At 66.9% G+C, this 20,230-nt stretch carries 18 protein-coding genes; 13 read left to right on the top strand and 5 right to left on the bottom strand.

Features of this window, described 5'->3' with window-relative positions:
- Positions 1 to 2: 2 nt before the first annotated feature.
- Together NO366_RS03645 and NO366_RS03650 are read left to right on the top strand one after the other, a co-directional pair.
- Positions 3 to 2,411 (top strand): ATP-binding protein, encoded by a 2,409-nt coding sequence (locus NO366_RS03645; protein WP_256532962.1) that lies wholly within the window; start codon positions 3 to 5, stop codon positions 2,409 to 2,411.
- 273 nt (positions 2,412 to 2,684) lie between these two features.
- A complete protein-coding gene (locus tag NO366_RS03650; RefSeq protein ID WP_256532963.1) occupies positions 2,685 to 3,749 on the top strand; it encodes a CNNM domain-containing protein in 1,065 nt (354 codons plus the stop codon).
- Between the two features lie 90 nt (positions 3,750 to 3,839).
- On the opposite strand, the gene NO366_RS03655 is transcribed toward NO366_RS03650, so the two are convergent.
- On the bottom strand, positions 3,840 to 4,442 hold the full coding sequence (locus tag NO366_RS03655) for a DUF8170 family protein (protein ID WP_256532964.1): 603 nt from the start codon (positions 4,440 to 4,442) through the stop codon (positions 3,840 to 3,842).
- 223 nt (positions 4,443 to 4,665) lie between these two features.
- On the opposite strand from NO366_RS03655, the gene NO366_RS03660 reads away from it, so the two are divergent.
- Positions 4,666 to 5,103, top strand: a complete 438-nt coding sequence (locus NO366_RS03660) for a helix-turn-helix domain-containing protein (RefSeq protein WP_256532965.1) — start codon at positions 4,666 to 4,668, stop codon at positions 5,101 to 5,103.
- A gap of 33 nt (positions 5,104 to 5,136) precedes the next feature.
- Here the strand turns inward: NO366_RS03660 and NO366_RS03665 are convergent, their stop codons facing one another.
- From NO366_RS03665 to NO366_RS03675, 3 genes are all read right to left on the bottom strand, one after another.
- The gene (locus NO366_RS03665) at positions 5,137 to 5,706 is read right to left on the bottom strand and encodes a class I SAM-dependent methyltransferase (protein ID WP_256532966.1); all 570 of its coding nucleotides are present in this window, start codon (positions 5,704 to 5,706) and stop codon (positions 5,137 to 5,139) included.
- Between the two features lie 205 nt (positions 5,707 to 5,911).
- Positions 5,912 to 6,169 carry a hypothetical protein gene (locus NO366_RS03670; protein WP_256532967.1) on the bottom strand — a complete coding sequence of 86 codons (258 nt, stop codon included), beginning with the start codon at positions 6,167 to 6,169 and terminating at the stop codon, positions 5,912 to 5,914.
- Positions 6,170 to 6,229: 60 nt separating this feature from the next.
- Positions 6,230 to 6,511, bottom strand: a complete 282-nt coding sequence (locus tag NO366_RS03675; protein WP_256532968.1) for a hypothetical protein — start codon at positions 6,509 to 6,511, stop codon at positions 6,230 to 6,232.
- A gap of 299 nt (positions 6,512 to 6,810) precedes the next feature.
- On the opposite strand from NO366_RS03675, the gene NO366_RS03680 reads away from it, so the two are divergent.
- The 6 genes from NO366_RS03680 to NO366_RS03705 all read left to right on the top strand — a co-directional run bounded on the left by NO366_RS03680 (position 6,811) and on the right by NO366_RS03705 (position 11,667).
- Complete coding sequence (locus NO366_RS03680; RefSeq protein ID WP_256533997.1) at positions 6,811 to 7,824, top strand: thiamine pyrophosphate-dependent dehydrogenase E1 component subunit alpha; 1,014 nt, start codon at positions 6,811 to 6,813, stop codon at positions 7,822 to 7,824.
- On the top strand, positions 7,824 to 8,855 hold the full coding sequence (locus NO366_RS03685; RefSeq protein WP_256532969.1) for an alpha-ketoacid dehydrogenase subunit beta: 1,032 nt from the start codon (positions 7,824 to 7,826) through the stop codon (positions 8,853 to 8,855). The genes NO366_RS03680 and NO366_RS03685 overlap by 1 nt, the downstream gene beginning before the upstream one ends.
- A complete protein-coding gene (locus NO366_RS03690) occupies positions 8,852 to 9,115 on the top strand; it encodes a lipoyl domain-containing protein (RefSeq protein WP_256532970.1) in 264 nt (87 codons plus the stop codon). Before NO366_RS03685 ends, NO366_RS03690 begins: the two co-directional genes overlap by 4 nt.
- A gap of 93 nt (positions 9,116 to 9,208) precedes the next feature.
- Entirely contained in the window at positions 9,209 to 10,012 is an 804-nt protein-coding gene (locus NO366_RS03695; protein ID WP_256532971.1) for a 2-oxo acid dehydrogenase subunit E2, read from the top strand.
- Positions 10,013 to 10,345: 333 nt separating this feature from the next.
- Positions 10,346 to 10,585 (top strand): DUF7127 family protein, encoded by a 240-nt coding sequence (locus NO366_RS03700; RefSeq protein ID WP_256532972.1) that lies wholly within the window; start codon positions 10,346 to 10,348, stop codon positions 10,583 to 10,585.
- 188 nt (positions 10,586 to 10,773) lie between these two features.
- Positions 10,774 to 11,667, top strand: a complete 894-nt coding sequence (locus NO366_RS03705; protein ID WP_256532973.1) for a hypothetical protein — start codon at positions 10,774 to 10,776, stop codon at positions 11,665 to 11,667.
- Between the two features lie 61 nt (positions 11,668 to 11,728).
- Here the strand turns inward: NO366_RS03705 and NO366_RS03710 are convergent, their stop codons facing one another.
- A complete protein-coding gene (locus NO366_RS03710; RefSeq protein ID WP_256532974.1) occupies positions 11,729 to 12,598 on the bottom strand; it encodes a sulfurtransferase in 870 nt (289 codons plus the stop codon).
- A 209-nt stretch (positions 12,599 to 12,807) separates the two neighbouring features.
- On the opposite strand from NO366_RS03710, the gene NO366_RS03715 reads away from it, so the two are divergent.
- The 4 genes from NO366_RS03715 (at position 12,808) to NO366_RS03730 (ending at position 19,934) form a co-directional block, all read left to right on the top strand.
- Positions 12,808 to 15,105 carry a nitric-oxide reductase large subunit gene (locus tag NO366_RS03715; RefSeq protein WP_256532975.1) on the top strand — a complete coding sequence of 766 codons (2,298 nt, stop codon included), beginning with the start codon at positions 12,808 to 12,810 and terminating at the stop codon, positions 15,103 to 15,105.
- A 196-nt stretch (positions 15,106 to 15,301) separates the two neighbouring features.
- Positions 15,302 to 17,440, top strand: coding sequence for an NERD domain-containing protein (locus NO366_RS03720; RefSeq protein ID WP_256532976.1), 2,139 nt, complete (start codon positions 15,302 to 15,304; stop codon positions 17,438 to 17,440).
- 104 nt (positions 17,441 to 17,544) lie between these two features.
- Complete coding sequence (locus NO366_RS03725; RefSeq protein ID WP_256532977.1) at positions 17,545 to 17,781, top strand: DUF7127 family protein; 237 nt, start codon at positions 17,545 to 17,547, stop codon at positions 17,779 to 17,781.
- 146 nt (positions 17,782 to 17,927) lie between these two features.
- Positions 17,928 to 19,934: a cation:proton antiporter domain-containing protein gene (locus NO366_RS03730; RefSeq protein WP_256532978.1), complete on the top strand. Its 2,007-nt coding sequence runs from the start codon at positions 17,928 to 17,930 to the stop codon at positions 19,932 to 19,934.
- Positions 19,935 to 20,230 lie beyond the last annotated feature (296 nt).

The raw sequence follows: 20,230 nt of genomic DNA on the forward strand, positions 1-20,230 counted from the left end.
CGATGCGACTCGTGAGCGCCGCAGTCGACCGGTACGGGCCCCTGTCCGGCTTCGAGCCGCCGTGTGCGGACGACCTGACGATCGTCGCCGGGCCGAACGAATCGGGCAAGACGCTCTTTCTGGAGGGGCTACTCCGACTACTCGATCCCGACGTGACGGCGCACATGGACCCCGGCCCGCGCGTCGACGGCTCGCCGGTCGGTCGGGTGGTCGTCACCGACGGCGACGACCGGCACGACCTGGGCGACGGGACGACGCTCGGCGACGTCTCCCGGATCGAGCCACACCACCTCTCCACGCTGTTCGTCGTCAGGGACGGCGACCTCGCCCTCCCGGAGACCTCGGCGTACTACACCTCCCTGGTCGAGTATCTCGGTGACGTCCACACGAGCGAAATCGACGACGTCCGCGAGGGGCTGCTGGAGACGGGACGGCTCACGGCGTCCCGACTCGACCTCGCGGATCGCGAGTACGACACGAAGACTGCGAAGGCCGACGCCGACGCGCTCGCGGCGGATATCGAAGCGTACGTCGAGCGGTCGACGACTGATGGAACCGACGACCTGGCTCGGCGTCGACGGGCGCTTCGAGCGGAGCGTCGATCGGTGGCGACCGCCCTCGAGACGCAGGAAACGGCGCGGGAACTCGCGACCCTCGACGAGGCCGCGTCGCACCTGGAGACCTACCGGACCGCCACGGAGACGATCCGTTCCACCGACGTGGACCGGGAGACGCTGGACGAGCTTCGAACGCTCTCGAACGACGCTGAACACGCGAGTGGGCGAATCACGGAGCTCGACGACGATCTCGACCGCAAGCGGACGGCACTCGACCGCCACCGCAACGCGGTAGACCGGACGCGCGACCGGCGAACGGAACTCGCCCAGCGCGAAGCGGCCGTCTCGAACGTCGAAGCGGCCCTCGACGACTACCGGGAGCGGCGCGATCCCTCGGGCGGAGACGAGGCGACCGAGGCGTTCGACTCCCGACTCGCGTTGCGACGCCTGGCCACCGCGGCCGGACTCGTCGGGGCCGGTATCGCCGGCGGAGTGAGTGCGCTCGTGGCAACGGCGGGCGGCGGGCCGGGACCCGTCGCCGCCGTCGTCGCCGGCCTGGCGCTCGCCGTCGCCGTCGTCGCCTGGGCGTCCCATCGCCGACTGGCGGCGCGGGCAGCGGAATCCTCGGCCGACGAGGCGACCCTCCTGCGAGCGGCGCGCGACGCGGGGTTCGACGTCGACGAGGTGACGGAGATCCCGGTCCGGATTCGGGCGTACCGGGACGAACTGGACGGCGTCCGGACGCGCGTTCGGGAACTCGACGAGCGCGTCTCGCAGACGGCCGACCGCGTCGCCGAACTCGAGGCGGACCGCCGTGCGGCGGTCGAGGAGCGCGATCGGCTCAGGGCCGAGCTGGAGGCGACGCTGCGGGACGCCGACGTCGATTCGATCGAGGCGTACGAGCGGCGCGTAGAGCGGGTCGAGACCGCCGACCGACGGCGTTCGAACGCCGCGGTCGCGCTTTCGACCGAACTCGGCGACCCCGACGAGACCGGTTCGACGGGGGCGGCCGATCGAGAGTCGGTGGCCGCGTCGCCGAACCACGGCGCGAAGATCGACCGCTGGGAGGCGGCGCTCGCCGACCGCCGGGCGGCGGTGGACGCCGACGGAATCGAACCCGACGCGTACGACGAGGCCGAGCACGAGCGCCTGGGATCGCGGCTGGACGACATCGACGCCGAGCTGGCCGACGTGGAGGCAGCCCTCGACGATCACCGCGACCGGCTCGACGCGTTCGAGCGCCGGGTCGGCGACCTCTCACTGCCGCCGTTCGTCGACTCGGCACCGTCGCTTCAGGCCCGGACGGTCGACGGACTCCGGGCCGTCGCCGACGAGTTACGCGACGTCTCGGCGGCGATCGAGGACAACGCCGAGCTCTCACGAAAGGCAATCGAGGTTCTGGACGAGATGCGCGACGCCGAAGAACGGAAGGCCGCGGCGCTGTTCGCGCCCGACGGTCCCGCCTCGGAGACGTTCGCACACCTCACCGACGGCCGGTACGCCGGCGTGGCCTACGATCCCGACGCGGAGACGATATCGGTCGAGCGGGCGGACGGCGCCGCGCTCCCGGCCGAGCAGTTGAGTAAGGGGACCCGCGACCAGCTGTACTTCGCCGCCCGCCTCTCGCTCGCCCGGCAGGTGCTCGGCGGTCGACCGGGCTTCCTGCTGCTCGACGATCCGTTCCTGGCCGCGGACCGGACCCGACTCCGAAACGGCTTCGAGACGCTCCGGACGCTCGCCGACGACGGGTGGCAAGTGCTGTACTTCACCGCGAAACCGGAAGTGTCCGAGCGGATGGCGGACGAGTTCGCGTGTACGGTACACGAGATGGAACCGCTTTCGGTCCCGGACTAGTGCCGCCCTGGCCGCGGCCGGCAGCGGTCGGTCCGGGAGCGGGCCGGGTGGGGTACCTGCGAGACGAAGAGACCGCCCACGGCTTCAGCCGTAGGAGACTGTCGAACCGGCGTGCGACAGGGAGAGGACGATCCGGAAACGGATCCCCCCATGCAACTGTTCTCCGCCGGGTGCACCTCGACACGCCGCTCGCGACGGCGCCCGTCAGCGTCCGTCGCTCCGTTTGACCGGGTATCATCACTTCTTTAGTCACGTTGGGCGTACGAATCGCCGATGGAACCGATCGAGATCGTGGCGCGGATCATAGCGGGCGTCGGCCTCATCCTGATCAACGCCTACTTCGTCGCCGTCGAGTTCGCGCTGACGCGGACCCGGCAGTTTCCGAAATCGGAGTTCGATGCCGATCCGAAACTGCGTCGCGCGTGGAAGATGACCGACGACCTGGAGCTGTACCTGACGACCTGCCAGATCTGGATCTCGGGGACCTCCATCGCGCTGGGGATCGTCGCCGAACCGGGACTCGCGGCCGTCTTCGAGCCGATCTTCGCGAACACGACCCTGGCATCGGCCGGCGCCGGCTCGCTACTCGCGTTCTTCCTGATCAACATGGTCCACCTCACCCACGGTGAGCAGACGCCGACGTACCTCGGCGTCGAGCGCTCGAAGCAGGTCGCCCGGTACGCCGGTCCGCTGTACTGGTTCGCGGTCGCGATCAAGCCGTTCATCGTCTTCGGCGACTGGACGGCCAAGGCCACGTTGCGGCTCTTCGGTGTCGAGATGACCGGTGCCTGGACCGAATCCGAAACCGGGACGGACATCATCGAGTCCAGAGCCGACCTCCGGAACCGGCTCGGCGACGTGTTAGACCGTGGCGAACTTCCCGAGGAACGGCGCGAGGAAGTCATGAACGCCCTCGACGTCGGCGAACGACCGATCCGCGAGACCATGGTCCCGCCCGACGAGATCGTCGCCCTCTCGACGACGGTCGACTTCGCCGAGAACGCCCGCCGGATGGAAGACCGACCGCAGACCCGCTATCCGCTCGTCGGCGAGGACTTGACCGACTTCCGCGGGATCGTCTACGTCCCGATCTTCACCCGTCACCGCGAGGCGCTCGCGAGCGGTGACGTCGACTTCGAGGAACTCGCCGCCCCGCCGATGACGCTCTCGCCCGATACCGACGTCAGCGACGCCATCGACCAGTTCCAGACCGAGGGCCAGGAACTCGCGCTCGTCATCGAGGACGGCGCGGTCGTCGGTCTCGTCACGGTCACGGACCTGCTGGAGGCCATCATGGGCGACATCGAGGATCCGATCGATCAGGACCTGATCGAGTAGCGGCCCGCCCGCGACTGGCGTCGCCAGTCACCGACAGCGGCCCGACCCCGGCCACCGCCGACCGCCGGGAACGGCGGCCGACGGGACGTCTCACGGGATCTCGGTGACGGCGTCCCGGAGGTCCGCGACCGTGGTCCACTCCCGGGCACGGGGCCCGGAGAGCAGCGATTCGACGTGCGAGGCGGCCATCCCGTTGTCGAAGCGGTCGCGCTCCGTCTCCGGGTCGGTGTACCGCCGTTTCAGCACCCACGTCTTGTCCCGGTAGCTCGGCGCGAACAGCAGGCCGAGTTCCCAGACGTAGCCGCCGTCGAAGTCCTCGAGGACGGCGACGACGTGGGTCGAGAGCCCACAGAGGATGTCGAAGACGCGGGTCCAGAGGCGGATGTCGTCCGCCGTGAGGTCGAAATCCTCCAGTCGGATCGCGGTCGCCGGCGGGTCGGTCCGCGCGTCGAGTTCGTCGTAGACGGTCGACCGGCGCGTCGCCGCTTCCGCCGGGCCGCCGGCGCCGACGACGAGGTACCGACGGTCGTGCGTCTCGATTCTGTTCAGCAACGGACCGTGGACGAGGTCCTTGACGCGCTGGTGTTCGGCCGGGGTGAGACTGATGGCCGAGAGGTCCTCCAGCAGCGTCGCTCGGTCCGAGATTCCGGAACCGGGCGACGGGTCGAACCCGCCGTCCGCGTCGTCGTCCATCGACAGACACTGGTAATTACTGAGTCAAGAAGTATTCGGTTCACGTGACGCCTCGATGGGATTTTCCAGTCCGTAGGTGTCGGACCGCCCAGTTGTTCCAGATGGAGATTAGTTGTGATAGTAGTCTGGGTAGTAGTTGTGGTAGTAGTTGCGATAGTAGTTGTGGAACCAATCTCATTTCCGGTCAACTGGTTTTATGCTGTCCCGGGACGAACGGGGAGGTATGAAACCCGAGACACCGCCGTCGGACGGCGCCGGAGGCACGTCCGGCGCCTCACCCGGCTCGTTCGATGCCTGGCTCGCACTCCAGAAGGCGACGGACGAGAAGCGAGCCGACATTCTGGCGGACGTCGTCGGGCACCCGTCGGGGATGCCCACCGTCGAAGAGCTCGACTACATGAACCCGCCGCTTTCCGAGGACGCGATTCGCCGGCACCTGCACGCGCTGCTGGACGTCGGCGTCGTCCGCGAACGGGAGATCGAACCCGGCCGCCGGCTCCGCGACTTCCCGTACAAGTTCTACGAACTCACCGAGGACGCCCGCGACCTCTTCGATCGGAACGGCCTCTTCCCCGAAGCCGCCTGGAAACGCCAGTATCGGTCGGTCGAGAAGACCGAACGGATTCGCGAGGTCGAATCCATGCCTCGACCCGACGCCTGACGAGGTGACGGCTGACGCGGCCGGCGGTGCGCCTCACGGCCGATTGCGTGCGAGGATCGAAATCCAGTGATCGATCGTGCGGTGGGAGACCACGTCGAATCCGGCGTCCGCGACAATCGTTCTGAACGACTCGGGATCGTAGTACGTGAAGTTCCGGCCGTCGGGTGCGCCGGATTCGCGACGTTTCACCGAGACGAACGCGACGCCGTCGGACCGGAGCACGCGGCCGAACTCCGCCAGCGTCGCCGCGGCATCGGCCCGCGGGACGTGGAGGAAGGACGCGCTACTCCAGATACCGTCCACAGCGTCGGCGTCGAGCGGAAGCGATCGCATGTCACCCCGGACGAGCGGCCCGTTGCCCCGGCCTTTCGCCGTCCGGAGAAAGGACGCCGTGATATCGAGCCCGACCACCTCGTCGGCCGCGTCGGCCAGCACGGCCAGGTCCGAGCCGGGACCGCAGCCGACGTCCAGCACGCGTCCGCCGTCTAGGTGATCGAGGAAAGCCTGGCCGTAGCGGGACGCGGCCGACTGTGAGAGGTACTTCTCCGCATACGCGTCCGCGGCCGATTCGTACGCGCCGACCGTTCGAGCGACGTCGTCCACAATCGATCGTTCGACCGGTTCGAAAAAGTATTTGGGTTCGAGGCGCCCCTCGGACGGCTCCCGGCACTACGAACCCTCCGCCGATACCGTTCCCCGTTCGCCATTCCGAGGCGGTCACGTCGTTCCCGCCTCGCTCTCGCTTCTCACGGGTCGCTCCGCTCCCCGCTCGCCGTTCCGAGGATTCGCTCCCGGCTGCGCCGGTCGCTCACTCCTCACTACTCAGATCGGCGTCGACGCGAATCTCCGAGTCGGTGATCGTCGCAATATTCTCGCTCGGGACTTCGATATCGTCATCGCCCGCGCCACCGCGGCCGAGACTCTGGATCCACGCGTTCGTGAGGCTGGGTTCGGGATCGACGTAGGCGACCTGTTCGATCGGATCGACCTCGGTGACGATGCCGATCTGTTCGCCGCGAACGTCCATCAGGAATTTCCCTTCGTCTTCGGTCGAGAGTACCGTCATTCCGTCTCAACCGTCCCGCGCAGAAATTATCAATCTGGTGATTATCTTTCCTGCCGGTCGCTAGTCGTCTCCCCAGCCAGAATCGGACGCTCGTCGGTTGGTCGGTTCGTCTTCGTCGTCGAGTTCCGTCGCCGGGTCGACGTGGTGGACGGCGTCGGGCGATAGCAGTCGACCGCTCGGGAGGGAAACCCAGCCGTTTGCGAGCACGCGGACCGGCCCCTCGTGGAGGACGGTCTCGCCGTCCATATCGCCGTAGACGAGGGCGTTTTCGTACGTTCTGACGAGCGCCCGTCCCTCGTCGAGCTCCGACAGCCCGAAGGGTGGTTCCGTGGAGATGACCATGCCGTTACAGTTCGTTCGTCGGATAATAAAACGTACCGACGGCGGGATCGGCCACCGAGACCGGGTCGCCCAGGCGCCTGCCACCGCTCTTCGACGTCGTCGGTCGCCCAGGCGCCTGCCACCGTTCCTCGACGTCGTCGGTCGCCCAGGCGCCTGCCACCGCTCTTCGACGTCGTCGGTCGCCCAGGCGCCTGCCACCGTTCCACGACGTCGTCGATCGCCCAGGGCGTGTTAGCTATTTACCGGCCGGCGGTGGCAGTTCGACGGAACCGATGGTGGCAGCTAACACAGTACTGGAGCTGTACGAGAACATGGTGACCGCGCGTCACTACGAAGAGCGCCTCCAGGAGGAGTACCTGGAGGGAAAGCAACCGGCGTTCGACATCTCGGCCGGTCCGATCCCGGGTGAACTCCACCTCGCGGCCGGCCACGAGGCCTCGGGCGCGGGCGTCTGTCAACACCTTCGAGACGACGATACGGTCACGGCGCCGCACCGTCCGCACCACATCGCCATCGCGAAGGGCGTCGATCTAAAGCGGATGACGGCCGAGATCTTCGGCCGTGAGACCGGACTCGGGACGGGCAAGGGCGGGCACATGCACCTCTTCGATCCCGACGTGAACTTCGCGTGCAGTGGGATCATCGCGGAGGGGTGTCCGCCGGCGGTCGGTGCCGGCCTCGCCGCGAAGAAGCGCAACACGGACAGCGTCGCCGTGGCGTTCCTCGGCGAGGGCGCGATCGATCAGGGTGGGTTCCTCGAATCCCTCAACATGGCGAGCGTCCACGAACTCCCCGTCGTATTCGTGATCGAGGACAACGACTGGGCGATCAGCATGCCGAAAGAGCGGATCACCGACCTCGAAAACGGTGCCCGGCGCGCCGACGGGTTCGGCCTCCGGGGCGAGCGCGTGGACGCCGACGACGCCGTCGCCGTCTACGAGGCCGCCGGGGAGGCGATCGGACGCGCTCGCGACCGGAACGGCCCGACGCTGCTCGAACTGCAGGTCCACCGACGAATGGGCCACTTCATGGGCGATCCGGAGACCTATCGTTCTGAGTCCGACGCGACGGCGGCCCAGGAGCGCGACTCGATCGAGCGGCTGGAAGCCGACCTCCGCGCCGAGGGCGTCGACGACGAGACTATCGAGGAGCTTCGATCACGCGCCCACGATCGCGTCGAGGAGGCGATCGAGTGGGCAAAGGACCAGCCCGAACCGGAACCGGCGGCCGCGCACGAGGACGTGTTCTCGAATCCGCCCTCGGGCGTGACCGATACCGAGCCCGAGATTACGGGACACGGAGGTGAGGACTGATGGCCCAGCAAGAGCCCGAACAGGACGCCCGGACGCTGACGATGAGCCGGGCGATGGTCGAGGCGATCGCCTTCGAGATGCGCGAGGACGACGAGGTCTTCTACATGGGCGAGGACGTCGCCGATTACGAGGGCATCTTCGACAGCACGACCGGCCTCCGCGAGGAGTTCGGCTACGACCGGATCATGGACGTTCCCATCAGCGAGACGGCCTACATCGGCGCGGCCGTCGGCGCCGCTCAGGCGGGGATGCGCCCGATTGCCGAGCTGATGTTCGTCGACTTCTTCGGCGTCGGCATGGACCAGATCTACAACCAGATGGCCAAGAACACGTACATGAGCGGGGCGACCGTCTCCGTCCCGATGGTCCTGACGACCGCCGTCGGCGGGACCTACAACGACGCCGCCCAGCACTCCCAGACCCTCTACGGGACGTTCGCCCACCTCCCGGGGATGAAGGTCGTGGTGCCGTCGACCGCCTACGACGCCAAGGGGCTCATGCACAACGCGATTCGCGACGACGACCCCGTGGTCTACATGTTCCACAAGCGCCTGATGGGGATCGGCTGGATGCCCGCGCCGGACGGCCCGAAGACGGGCGTGCCGGAGGGCGACTACACCATCCCCTTCGGGAGCGCCGACGTCAAACGCGAGGGCGCGGACGTGACCGTCGTCACCCTCGGCCTGCACGTCCACCGCGCGCTCGAGGCCGCCGACTCGCTCGCCGCCGACGGGATCGACGCCGAAGTGATCGACCTCCGGACGCTCGTTCCGCTCGATACCGAGACCGTCACCGATTCCGTCGCGAAGACCGGCCGACTGGTGGTCGTCGACGAGGACTACCGGTCGTTCGGCGTCACCGGCGAGATCGTCGCCCGCGTCGCCGAGGCCGACCTCGACGATCTGGAGGCCGTCGAACGGGTCGCCGTGCCGGACGTACCGATTCCGTACGCTCGCCCGCTCGAAGACGAGGTCATCCCGGACGCCGCGGACGTCGAGCAGGCGATCCGCGCGGTCCACGAGGGCGAATGAGCGCCGACACCGAGCGCGTCGCCGTCGACACGGCGGACTACTGGCCGGCGGACGCGGAGGAAGACGAGGGCGTCGTCGTCGACTGGTTCGTAAACGAGGGCGGGAGCGTCGCCGAGGGTGACACCCTCTGTGCGTTCCAGGTCGAGAAGGTGGACGTCGACGTTCCCGCCCCGACGGCCGGCACGATCGACGAGATTGCCCTCGACGAGGACGACGAACTCGAACGCGGCGACGTCCTCGCCTGGATCCGCCCGGAGTAACGGACGCCGCTTTGCGACCAACGGCGATTCGAGACACGGTCGCCGGCCCGTCTGCCCGCCCAGCACCACCACGATTCCGAGTCCACGATTTCCATGCCACCATCCGACACCGATCCCGGTGACGACGAGGGGGCCGACTCTGACGCACCCAACTCGAACGCACCAGACCCGGACACGCCCGATCCTGACGCGACCGACGAGTCCGGACGCACGATCCGCGAGGAGCGCTCGCTCACGCCGATGCGGCGGACCATCGCGAAGCGTCTCTCCGAGAGCTATCGCAACGCCGTCCACGTCACCGCGAGCCGAGAGATCGACGCCGAGGCACTGCTCGCTGCGGCCGAGTCGGCTGACGACCGGCTCGACGTCGACGTCTCCCTGATCGACCTCGTCCTCGGTGCAGTCTCGGGCGCGCTCGAGGCCCACCCCGCGTTCAACGCCACCTACGAGGACGAGACCCACCGGCTCTACGCGGAGCACAACGTCGGGATCGCCGTCGACGTCGACGCCGGCCTGGTCGCGCCGGTCGTCCGGGACCTGGGTTCGCTGACGCTCGCCGAACAGGTCGCAGAACGCCGGCGATTGACCGAGGCCGTTCGATCGGGCGACTATTCGATGGCCGACCTTCGGGGCGCCACGTTCACGGTCACGAACCTGGGCGTCCTCGGCGTCGACTCGTTCACGCCGGTCATCAACCCGCCCGAGGTCGCCATCCTCGGCGTCGGCCGGCTTCGTGAACACGCCACGCCGGGCGAGGATGGGGTAGAATTCAGGCGGCGGATCACGTTCGACCTGAGCTTCGATCACCGGGTCGTCGACGGGGCGGACGCAGCCAGGTTCCTCGGCACCCTCGCAGAGCACACGCAGAACGCCGCGCAGTTCGTTCCCGGGAAGTGATCAGACTTCGGTGAGGGGGTTGGAGCCACGTTCCCCTGCTGACCCGCTGGATCAGTACGCACACGATACTAGTATCGCGTTCACAACAGATATGCAGTTCAGCATCACCTCCAACGGTCGCTGCGTAGTCGTCCAGTCGGTCGATCTCCGACACCGCTGCGTCGAACACGATCCGCGTTCGGCCGGTGTGCTACCTCTACAGTCTACTGACGTCCGATCAGCGGTTTACCGACGTCCGGCCAGTAGTCCACCGACGACGACCAGCAGACCGTCGCCGGCCGGCCAGTGGCCTGCCGGCGTGGCCCTTACCCGTGGTGGCCCCCAATGTATTGTATGAACGTTCCACAACCACTCAGAGACGCGACGGAGCGCGGTATCGTCATCCGAACGGACGAACTCCCCGAGGGCGGTCGTATCGTCGTCGACTTCGGTCCCGACGCCGGCGACGCCACCGTCGACGTCGTCGACGACACCGTTATCGTGGTCACCGGCGACCAGCAGTTCGAGTTCGACCTGCCGCCCGAGGCGACGTCGGTCACCGAGCGAAACGGCGTCCTGACCATCACGGAGTAGTCGCCCGGCACAGACACGGTGCACGCCACGGTGAGGTCGAACCGCGCTACGGCCGGGTCGAGGCTCCCCACGGCCAGTTCGGATCTCGCCGTCGTCCTGCGACCGACCCCGTCGGAGGTATCGGACCGTCCCGTCGACCGACCCATCGAGTTATACCGGAGCGGACCCACGTCCGATTCGGACCAGCCATGCGGCCGTTCCCGCACACGCCGAGTCACGAGACCGTCGACGACGATCGCTTCGCGTCCGGCCACCTGTGGCTCCTCGAACTGATCGACGGCGTGCCCCTCCGCGTCCAGCTTCGGGAGTCGGGACTGCTCCGCTTCGGCGACGGAACGCGCGCGTTCGACGGTCCGGACGACGTCCCACTCTCACTCCGTCACGCCGTTCGCCACGTCCGCGACCGATTCGACCGCGAGTCGCTCCGCGACGCCGTCGACGACGTGGAGTCGGTGACCGTCTACGGCGTGGCGACGACACGTCGATCGATCGACTACGACTGGGACCGGCTCCCGCCGTTCCTCGGCGTCGACGTCCGGGACGGCGACGCAGTCCTCCCGCCGGACGCCGTCGACGCGATCGTCGACCGCCTCGGCCTTGAGCCCGTCACCGTCGTCGACCGCGAGGTCAGGGCGCGCGACTTCGATCCCGACGTCGATGCATTTCCGCGATCGGCGTGGTACGACGGTCCCGTCGCGGGTCTGCTCGTGAAGAATAAACGCGGCGGGAGAGCCGCGGTGGAACACCCCGACATCGGCGATCCCGATCCGTCGGGCGATCCGGACCTGGCGAGCGACGCCGACCCATCGAACGACCACGCGGCGACCGACGTGGCCGACGCGTTCGCGACCGACCACCGGCTCGAACGACTCGCCCGCTCGCTCGAGTCGCGAAATCGGCCCGTCGACTACGACACACTCCGCGACCGGACGCTTGAGGCGATCGCTCGCGAAGCGGTGCCGACCCACTCCGACGGCGCCAGAGACGGCGTCATCGACGCCGCCGTCGACGTCGACACGCTCCGCACCGCGGTGGGCGAACGGACGCAGGCGTTTCTCGCGAACCGCGAGCACTGGGACTGACGCCGGTAGACGCCGCCCCCCCAGCGATGCGGCGGGCCCGGTGTCGGTTCCGCCGCTTCGATCACTCCGCTTGCTCGCCCGTCGCGATCGGCGCGTTGACGAGGTTCCCCCACTCGGTCCAGGACCCGTCGTAGTTCATGGTGTCCTCGTAGCCGAGCAGTTCGTGGAGGGCGAACCAGGCGACTGAGGCGCGCTCGCCGATGCGGCAGTAGGTGATCGTAGACTCTTCGCCGGTGATGCCGGCCTCGGCGTACAGGCCTTCGAGTTCCTCGCGCGATTTGAACAGGCCCTCGTCGTCCGTGACGTCCGCCCAGGAGATATTCTTCGCGCCCGGAATGTGACCCCCGCGGCGGGCGGTCTCGGTCATGTCCGGCGGGGCGACGACCTCGCCCGTGTACTCTTCGGGCGAGCGGACGTCGACGAACGAACACCCGCGTTCCAGCCCGAGTTCGACGTCTTCACGGTAGGCACGGATCGTCTCGCGGGGACCACCGACGTCGTACTCGACGGCCGTGTACTCGGGGACCTCGTCGGTCGTGGGGTACTCGTGTTCGAGCCAGTACTCCCGCCCGCCGTCTAGCAGGCGGACGTCGTCGTGGCCCTGGTACTGGAGCTGCCAGTAGGCGTAGGCGGCGAACCAGTTGGCGTTGTCGCCGTAGAGGACGACGGTGGTGTCGTTCTCGATGCCGTGTGCACCGAGGAGGGCGGCGAGTTCGTCCGGGTCTCGCAGGTCGCGACGCGTCTGGTCGCGCAACTGGGTCTTCCAGTTGAAGCCGACGGCGCCGGGGAGGTGCGCCTCGTCGTAGGCGGCCGTGTCGACGTCGACCTCGACGAGCCGGTAGTCGGGGTCGTCGCTCTGGAACTCGTCGAGTCGGTCAGCGACCCAGTCGGGCGAGACGAGGACGTCGGTCGAGTGATCTGCCTGGGACATAGTATCCTCTCCGAACGCGTCGCATAAATACTATTTCCATCGTCTCGTTGGGTGAAAATACTCGATGCTCCGCTGTCTCGTTCACCCGCAGACACAGGGAGGCAGTGTCCGTTCCCCAGGATAGGTGGTTGGTGTCAGCGAGACTCGTGAAGAGTTCTCCCGAAGACGTTCTCCCATACATAAAAGTGCCCCTGGTATGATTATCGGCTATGGAAATAACTCGGCGGGCGATCGCGAAGGCACTGGTCGTGGTGTTCGTCGCGAACCTGATCGTGATGGGCGGCGGAGCCGTCTACTCGGCCCAGCAGGTGCCGCCGATCCCACAGGAGGTGACCGGCCCCGACGGCGAGGTGCTCGTCACGGAGTCGCAGGTCGAGGAGGGCAAGATCGTCTTCCAGCGCAACGGCCTGATGAACCACGGGTCGGTGCTCGGCAACGGCGCCTACTACGGGGTCGACTACACCGCCGATACGCTCGACCTGAAGGTCGAGTACATGCGCGAGTACTACGCGGACGAGCGCTACGGGACGGCCTACGCGGAGCTCGAAGCGGCCGACCGTGGGAGCGTCGACTCGCTCGTTCGCGAGGACTTAGACGGGACGATCGACGACGGAGCGGAGACGATCGAGTACTCGGCGGCCGAGACCGACGCACACGAGCAGGTGCGCGAGACCTACGTCGAACGCTACCACGAGGGTGCACTGGACAGGGGCGTCCCCGCGGACTTCGTGGACTCGGCCGACGACGCGCGGCTGTTCGCCGACTTCGCGCTCTGGACGGCGTGGATCTCACACACCGATCGGCCGGGCGGCGACACTAGCTTCACGAACGAGTGGCCGTACGAACCGGCGGCGGGCAACACGCCGACTGGCGCGACGATGATCTGGAGCGTGATCAGCATGGTCCTGCTCGTCGGCGCGGTCGGCGTCGGCGTCTGGCTCTACAAGTCGGTCGAGCTCCCGGAACCGAAGACGCGCGGACTCGAGATCCCGCCGCCGGACGACATCAACCTGACGCCGAGCCAGCGCGCGGCGACGCGGTTCATCCCGCTGGCCGGCGCGCTGTTCGCCCTCCAGGTCCTTCTGGGTGGCCTCCTCGCGCACTACTACGTCGAGCGCGACGGCTTCTTCGGCGTCACCGAGGCCTTCGGGATCGACATCGTCGAGGCGTTCCCCTTCGCGATGGCGAAGACGTTCCACCTCGATCTGGGGATCCTCTGGATCGCCACGCTCTGGCTCGGGGCCGGCCTCTTCCTCCCGCCGCTTCTGACCAACCACGAACCCGATCGACAGCGGACGTACATCCACGCCCTGCTGGGAGCGCTGATCGTCGCCACCGTCGGTGGCCTCACCGGGGTCTGGCTGGGGGCACAGGGCTACATCGACGGCGACCTCTGGTGGATCATCGGCAACGAGGGCCTTGAGTACCTGGAGGTCGGCCGACTCTGGCAGGTCGGCCTGCTCGTCGGGTTCGTCCTCTGGACGGCGCTCGTCTGGCGCGGATTCCGGCCGATGCTCCAGCGCGAGGAGCGCTACGGACTGGCGCACATGATAATCTACGCGGGCGGCTCGATCGGCCTGCTGTTCACGGCGGGCATGTTCTACACGCCCGAGACCAACATCGTGACGACGGAGTTCTGGCGCTGGTGGGTCGTCCACATGTGGGTCGAAGGCGCCTTCGAGTTCTTCATCGTCGCCGTCGTCGGCCTCACCCTGGTCAGTATGGGCCTCCTCCGCAAGGCCTCCGCGGAGAAGGCCGTCGCGTTCCAGGCACTGTTCGTCATGGGGTCGGGCGTCATCGGCGCCTCGCACCACTACTGGTGGGTCGGCCAGCCCGACGTCTGGCTCCCGCTCGGTTCGATCTTCTCGACGCTCGAGCTCATTCCCCTCATCCTCATCCTCTTCGAGGCGATGGGCCAGTACCGCGCGCTGGCGACGAGCGACGGGACGTTCCCCTACACGCTCCCCTTCATGTTCATCATCGCCAGCGGGGTCTGGAACTTCGTCGGTGCCGGCGTGCTCGGGTTCTTCATCAACCTCCCGATCGTCAACTACTACGAACACGGCACCTACCTCACGGTCGGTCACGCCCACGCCGCCATGTTCGGCGCCTTCGGCTTCCTCGCACTCGGGATGGCCACCTACATGCTCCGCATCTCGACGAAACCCGCGGCGTGGACCGAAACACGGCTACGCTGGTCGTTCTGGCTCTGGAACGTCGGCCTCGCGGTCATGGTGTTCGTCTCCGTCCTCCCAGTCGGCTTATTGCAACTGGAGGCTGCCTTCACGGAGAGCTACGCGGCGGCACGGAGCCTCGCCTTCTACGAGGGCGAACTCGTCCAACTCCTCTTCTGGGCGCGCCTCCCCGGCGACACCATGATCATCCTCGGCACGCTCGTCTTCTGTTACGACATGGTCGTCAAGCGCTTCACCCTCCGCGACGTCACGATGCCGGCCGAGGCACCGGCGGTCATCCCCGACCGCGTCGGTGCGGAGGACGACGATTGACGGCGTGGACGGTCTCCGTCCGATCGCTGTACGTCGAGCCGCTGACGACCACGGCCGATCGATCCACTGACGATCGTGACTCCGATCCGATGCCGACCACGGTCGATCTACCCACCGAACTCGTCCGGACACCTCACAGAGCAGTCGGTGGTATCGGTAGGGAAACTGGTATGTTTGTTCGCTATCGGTATAGCGTATGGAGTTCATCCCCACGACGGCCGACGAGTCGCTCCCGGGGATCGACGCCGAACTGGCGGTCTGGGAGCGCCTCAAGGATGCGTTCGACGCGAGCGACGAGGGCGTCGCGTACCACCAGTATCCGATCGTCGACAAGGGGGGTGAAACGTTCGACCACGAGCCCGATATCGTCCTCCTCCACCGCGATCTGGGACTGCTCGTGATCGAGGTCAAGGGGTATCGGATCGATCACGTCGATCGGATCGAGGGGCACACGTGGTACCTGCGAAACATCGCCCAGTCCCGATCGACACCCCACCAACAGGCGCGAAACCAGGCGCTGTTCTTGCGGCGGTTCTTTACGAGCGAGCCGGCCCTCTCCGATCTCGACGGCTGTCGGGTTCCGGTCAACACGTTCGTCGCGCTCCCGAACGTCACCAGAGACGAGTGGGACGGGCGGGGATTCGACGGTCCGGCCGCCCCGCGGACGCTCCTGAGCGACGACCTGACACCGGTCGCGCTTCGCGACGCGCTGGCGGCGGTTCGGACGTTCGACCCGCTCACCGACGACGAACTCGCGGCGGCACGGGACGTCCTCAGTTGCGGCCAACCGATCAGTGGCGATCGGACAAGTGCACCGCCGAACCCGACAACGCGTGGCGAACACTACGAACACGTGACGAAGGGACTCCGTGGACTCGACGAACAGCAACAGGAGATCGGGATGCTGGTTCCCCCGGGGCCACAGCAGATCCGCGGCATCGCCGGGTCGGGAAAGACCGTCCTCCTCGCGATGAAGGTGGCGCGGACGCACGCGAAGCACCCCGAGCTGAAAATCGCGTTCACGTTCAACTCGAAGAGTCTGTACGACCAGCTCACGGCGCTCGTCGAGCGGTTCTACCGCCGGTTCGCGAACGACGACCCGAACTGGGACACTCTCGACGTTATCCACGCGTGGGGCGGCTCGCAGGCCGGTGACGGGATCTACTACAACGCCTGTCGGGCGGTCGGGCGCGACCACCGGACGGTCCCCGGGGCACGTGCGGCGTTTCCCGACCAGGACGACCTCTTCGATGCGTCCTGTGGGGAACTCCTGGAAGCGGAGTCGATACCGACGCTCTACGACGCGATCTTCGTCGACGAGGCCCAGGACTTCGGACCGAACTTCTTCGCTCTCTGTCTCGAAGCCCTCGACGAGCACCAGCGACTCGTGTGGGCGTACGACGAGGCACAGAGTTTGACCAGCCTCTCCGCGCCGAGCCCGACGAACCTCTTCGGCACCGACGAGAACGGGGAGCCGCTCCTCGACCTGCGTGGGAGCTACCCGGGCGGCGCTCAGAAGAGTCACGTCATGCGCCAGGCCTATCGCGCTCCCCGGTCGGTCCTCATGGCGGGCCACGCGATCGGGATGGGCCTCGAAGCCGACGACGGACCCGTCCAGACCATCACGCGCACCGACGGCTGGGAGAGCCTCGGGTACGAGGTGGACGGCGACTTCAGGGAAGTCGGTGAGACGGCGACGATCAGCCGGCCGGACGCCCACTCACCGCACCCGCTTCACCGGTTGCCCTCGGCGAAACCGTTCGTCGAGACGAACGCGTTCCCGACCAAGGTATCTGAGCTCCGGTGGGTCGCAGACCGTATCGCCCGCGACGTCGAAGCGGGCCTTCGACCGGAGCAACTCCTCGTTATCGTCCTGGGAGACCGATACAGAGACACCGGCGGGACGCTCCTGGCGAACGAACTCGAATCGCGCGGACTCGCGGCCAACCGCGTCTGGCGGGGCGATCGGAAGACGTTCGCCGTGGACGGCGCCGTCACCATCTCGGGCGTGCGCCGGGCCAAGGGGAACGAAGCGGCCGCCGTCTACCTCGTCGGGCTCGAGTGGATCCAGGACGACGACTACCGGGAGAGCGCCGTCCACCGACGGAACGAGGCGTTCGTCGGAATCACGCGAACCCGGGCCTGGTGTGCGATCACCGGCGTCACCGGCCCGGACGTGACGATCCTCGACGAGGCCGACCGCGTGCAGGCCGCAGTGACGCGCCCAGATCCGTCGATTTCGTTCGAAATTCCAGATCCGAAGAAGCTCGACAACGAGTTCGAGGAGACCGACGCGATCGAGGAGACGGCGTTGACCGACTTCATCGAGTCGTAGCGGGTGTTGCCGTGCCGATGAGACGTCGGTAGCCAGTGGTGGCGTCGTGTCTACCGCCAGTCGTCTGCCTTCGTGGTCCGTACCAGGCCACGACCGGTAGAGGTGTGAAGGTCCCACAACCACTACAAAACGCCACCGAGCGCGGCATCGTCACCCGCACGCACGAGTACGAAGACGGGAGCGTGATCGTGGTCGACTTCGATGTCACGGCTGGCGACGTCACCGTCGAGGTCGAAGACGACACCGTGATCGTCGCCAACGACCAGCAGTTCGAGTTCGTCCGCCCGCCGGAGGCGACCGACGTGTCGGTGAAAAACGGCGTCCTGACGCTCAGCGACTAGTCGACGGACGAGTTGTCAATTGTCTTTTTGCGACTCAGCGCCAGCAGTGTAATTCGTTCACCCGTGTGACCGGAATCGGGGCGCTCCCGGTCGCCACGTCTCGTGAACCAACTGTCGTCTCGGGGATCAAAAATAGGAGTTTATGAATGTGGAACACCGAACGACTCAAGAATGGCCCTGGTGACGCGTTCCGAGGTCGGTCAGGAGTCTCGTCGCTCGACAGGCCGGGTGAGACGGTGATCCCGCCGCGGCTTCCGGATACGGTGGTGCCGCTCGCGGTCGGGGGCGAGTCGAACCTCCTGTTAGTCATCGCGTTGATCCTCGCCCTTGGCGTGAGTGCGCAAGTCCTCGCCGATCGATATCGCGTCCCGAGTGTCCTCTTTCTCATTTTCGCGGGTGTCGTCGTCGGTCCGGAGGGGCTCGGACTCGTGTCCCAGGAGTCGTTCGGTCCGGCACTGTCGACCATCGTCGGCGTGAGCGTGGCGATCATCGTCTTCGAGGGCGCGTTCCACCTCACGGCCGAGAAGATTCGCGAGGCACCCGCTGCCGCCCTCAGGCTGGTAACGGTTGGTGCGGCGATCGCGTTCGTCGGGACCACGGTGGCGGTCCATTACCTGCTGGGCGCCGAGTGGTCGATCGCCGCGTTGATCGGCTCGCTGCTAGTGGCGACGGGTCCGACGGTCGTCACGCCTATCCTCTCGGTCGTCCCGGTTCACAACCGGGTGGCTGCCGCCCTGGAAATCGAAGGGATCGTCAACGACGTCACCGCGGCTATCCTCGCGATCGTGATCTTCAAACTGCTTGCCTCGCAGGAGGCCAATCCCGCGGATTACGTCACCGAGTTCGCGACGCGGCTTGGCGTCGGCCTGCTCGTCGGCGTCGTGGTGGCGGGCGTCCTCTGGTACCTGCTGACCCAGGTCAACCTCGCGACCGGTGAGACGCCACAGAACGCGCGACTGATGACGCTCGCCGGCGCGATCGTCGCGTTCGGAGTTGCGGACACCATCAGGCCCGAGGCGGGCGTCGCCGCCGTCGCGACCGCGGGCATCCTCCTCGGGAACGCCAACCTCCCGTACAAGGAGACCATCGAGGACTTCAAAGGCGATATCACGCTCGTCGTCCTCTCGTTTATCTTCATCGCGCTCGCCGCGCTCATCGAGTTGGAGACGCTGCTGGCGCTCGGCCCCGCTGGGCTGGCCGTCGTCCTGCTAATCGCACTGGTCGTTCGCCCGGCGCTCGTCTTCGTCTCGACACGGGGGTCGCGATTCACCCGCAACGAGAAAGTGTTCATGAGTCTCGTCGGGCCGCGGGGGATTATTCCCGCAAGCGTGGCGACGCTGTTTGCCATCCAGCTCAAGACCGATGGGGTAGCCCCGACGAACCCGGAGGGTGGGACTCTCCTCGCCGGAACGGTGTTCCTCGTTATCTTGCTGACGGTCGTGTTCGAAGGCGGTTTCGCCAGACAGATCGCGGAACGACTCAACGTGATACCAATGCGAATACTCATCGTCGGCGGCGGCACGGTCGGCCGTGCGCTCGCCGAACGGCTCGAAGAGCGCGAAGAGAACGTCGTCATCCTCGAAGACGACGAAACTGCCATCGAACGAGCTCGGAGTGAGGGCTTCACCGTCAGAGAGGGGGATGGGACCGACATCGAGGTCCTGCGCAGGGCCGGTGCGGACAATGCGAAGATCGTGGTCGCCGCGACCGGCGACGACGATACTAACCTGCTTGTCGCCCAGCTTGCGAAGACGAAATTCGACGTCGAGCGGGTGTTTGCCCGCATCAACAACCCCACTAACGCGGACGCGTTCGAGGAACTCGGTGTCGAAACCCTGTCCTCTGCCATGGCGACCGCGTGGGGGATCGACAACATGATCGAGCGCCCGGCACTGTCGAACTGGATGACGGAATTGGGTCGGAGCGGCGACGTTCAGGAGATCGAGGTGACTGCGGAGTCACTCGTCGGCAAAACGATCGCCGAAATCGACGAAAACATCCCGAACGAAGTGCTGATGGCGCTCGTCGCCCGCGATGGCGAGAGCACGGTCCCGCGGGGTGATTTCGAACTCGAATACGGCGACCACATCACCATCCTCGGGCAGACCGACGCCGTCGACGAAGCCATCGAGCAGGTCCATCCACGCACCTGAGACGGGCGGCCCAGGTAGTGTCCTCGCCTCGTTCGCCGAGGCCTCCGTGGTCGTCGCTGCTGGTGCCTGGGTGCGAGATTCGTTCACGAACGCTATAACGGTTTCTCCGTACCCGCGTCGGACAGTATTCCCGCCTGAGAGGGGGTTTCCGTCGGTAGCCTGCTGAAGCGACTCCGAATCGGCACACTGTGGAGATGGCTCGGGGTGACCACCGAGGTCGTCCGAAACCGATGCGTCTCGAACCGCTCGACCGTGAACTCGAATACACGACATCCTCCCCGCCGTGAGCGACGGGA

The organism is Halovivax cerinus, assembly GCF_024498195.1.
GTDB classification, from domain to species: Archaea; Halobacteriota; Halobacteria; order Halobacteriales; family Natrialbaceae; genus Halovivax; species Halovivax cerinus.

What these genes read in the sequence shown, in the direction of transcription:
- NO366_RS03655 (WP_256532964.1), bottom strand. Translation starts at nt 4,442, where the DNA reads ATGGACGACGACGCGGACGGCGGGTTCGACCCGTCGCCCGGTTCCGGA.
- NO366_RS03685 (WP_256532969.1), top strand. Translation starts at nt 7,824, where the DNA reads ATGGCCCAGCAAGAGCCCGAACAGGACGCCCGGACGCTGACGATGAGC.
- NO366_RS03730 (WP_256532978.1), top strand. Translation starts at nt 17,928, where the DNA reads ATGTGGAACACCGAACGACTCAAGAATGGCCCTGGTGACGCGTTCCGA.
- NO366_RS03705 (WP_256532973.1), top strand. Translation starts at nt 10,774, where the DNA reads ATGCGGCCGTTCCCGCACACGCCGAGTCACGAGACCGTCGACGACGAT.
- NO366_RS03645 (WP_256532962.1), top strand. Translation starts at nt 3, where the DNA reads ATGCGACTCGTGAGCGCCGCAGTCGACCGGTACGGGCCCCTGTCCGGC.
- NO366_RS03695 (WP_256532971.1), top strand. Translation starts at nt 9,209, where the DNA reads ATGCCACCATCCGACACCGATCCCGGTGACGACGAGGGGGCCGACTCT.
- NO366_RS03715 (WP_256532975.1), top strand. Translation starts at nt 12,808, where the DNA reads ATGGAAATAACTCGGCGGGCGATCGCGAAGGCACTGGTCGTGGTGTTC.
- NO366_RS03660 (WP_256532965.1), top strand. Translation starts at nt 4,666, where the DNA reads ATGAAACCCGAGACACCGCCGTCGGACGGCGCCGGAGGCACGTCCGGC.
- NO366_RS03675 (WP_256532968.1), bottom strand. Translation starts at nt 6,511, where the DNA reads ATGGTCATCTCCACGGAACCACCCTTCGGGCTGTCGGAGCTCGACGAG.
- NO366_RS03650 (WP_256532963.1), top strand. Translation starts at nt 2,685, where the DNA reads ATGGAACCGATCGAGATCGTGGCGCGGATCATAGCGGGCGTCGGCCTC.
- NO366_RS03700 (WP_256532972.1), top strand. Translation starts at nt 10,346, where the DNA reads ATGAACGTTCCACAACCACTCAGAGACGCGACGGAGCGCGGTATCGTC.
- NO366_RS03710 (WP_256532974.1), bottom strand. Translation starts at nt 12,598, where the DNA reads ATGTCCCAGGCAGATCACTCGACCGACGTCCTCGTCTCGCCCGACTGG.
- NO366_RS03670 (WP_256532967.1), bottom strand. Translation starts at nt 6,169, where the DNA reads ATGACGGTACTCTCGACCGAAGACGAAGGGAAATTCCTGATGGACGTT.
- NO366_RS03690 (WP_256532970.1), top strand. Translation starts at nt 8,852, where the DNA reads ATGAGCGCCGACACCGAGCGCGTCGCCGTCGACACGGCGGACTACTGG.
- NO366_RS03720 (WP_256532976.1), top strand. Translation starts at nt 15,302, where the DNA reads ATGGAGTTCATCCCCACGACGGCCGACGAGTCGCTCCCGGGGATCGAC.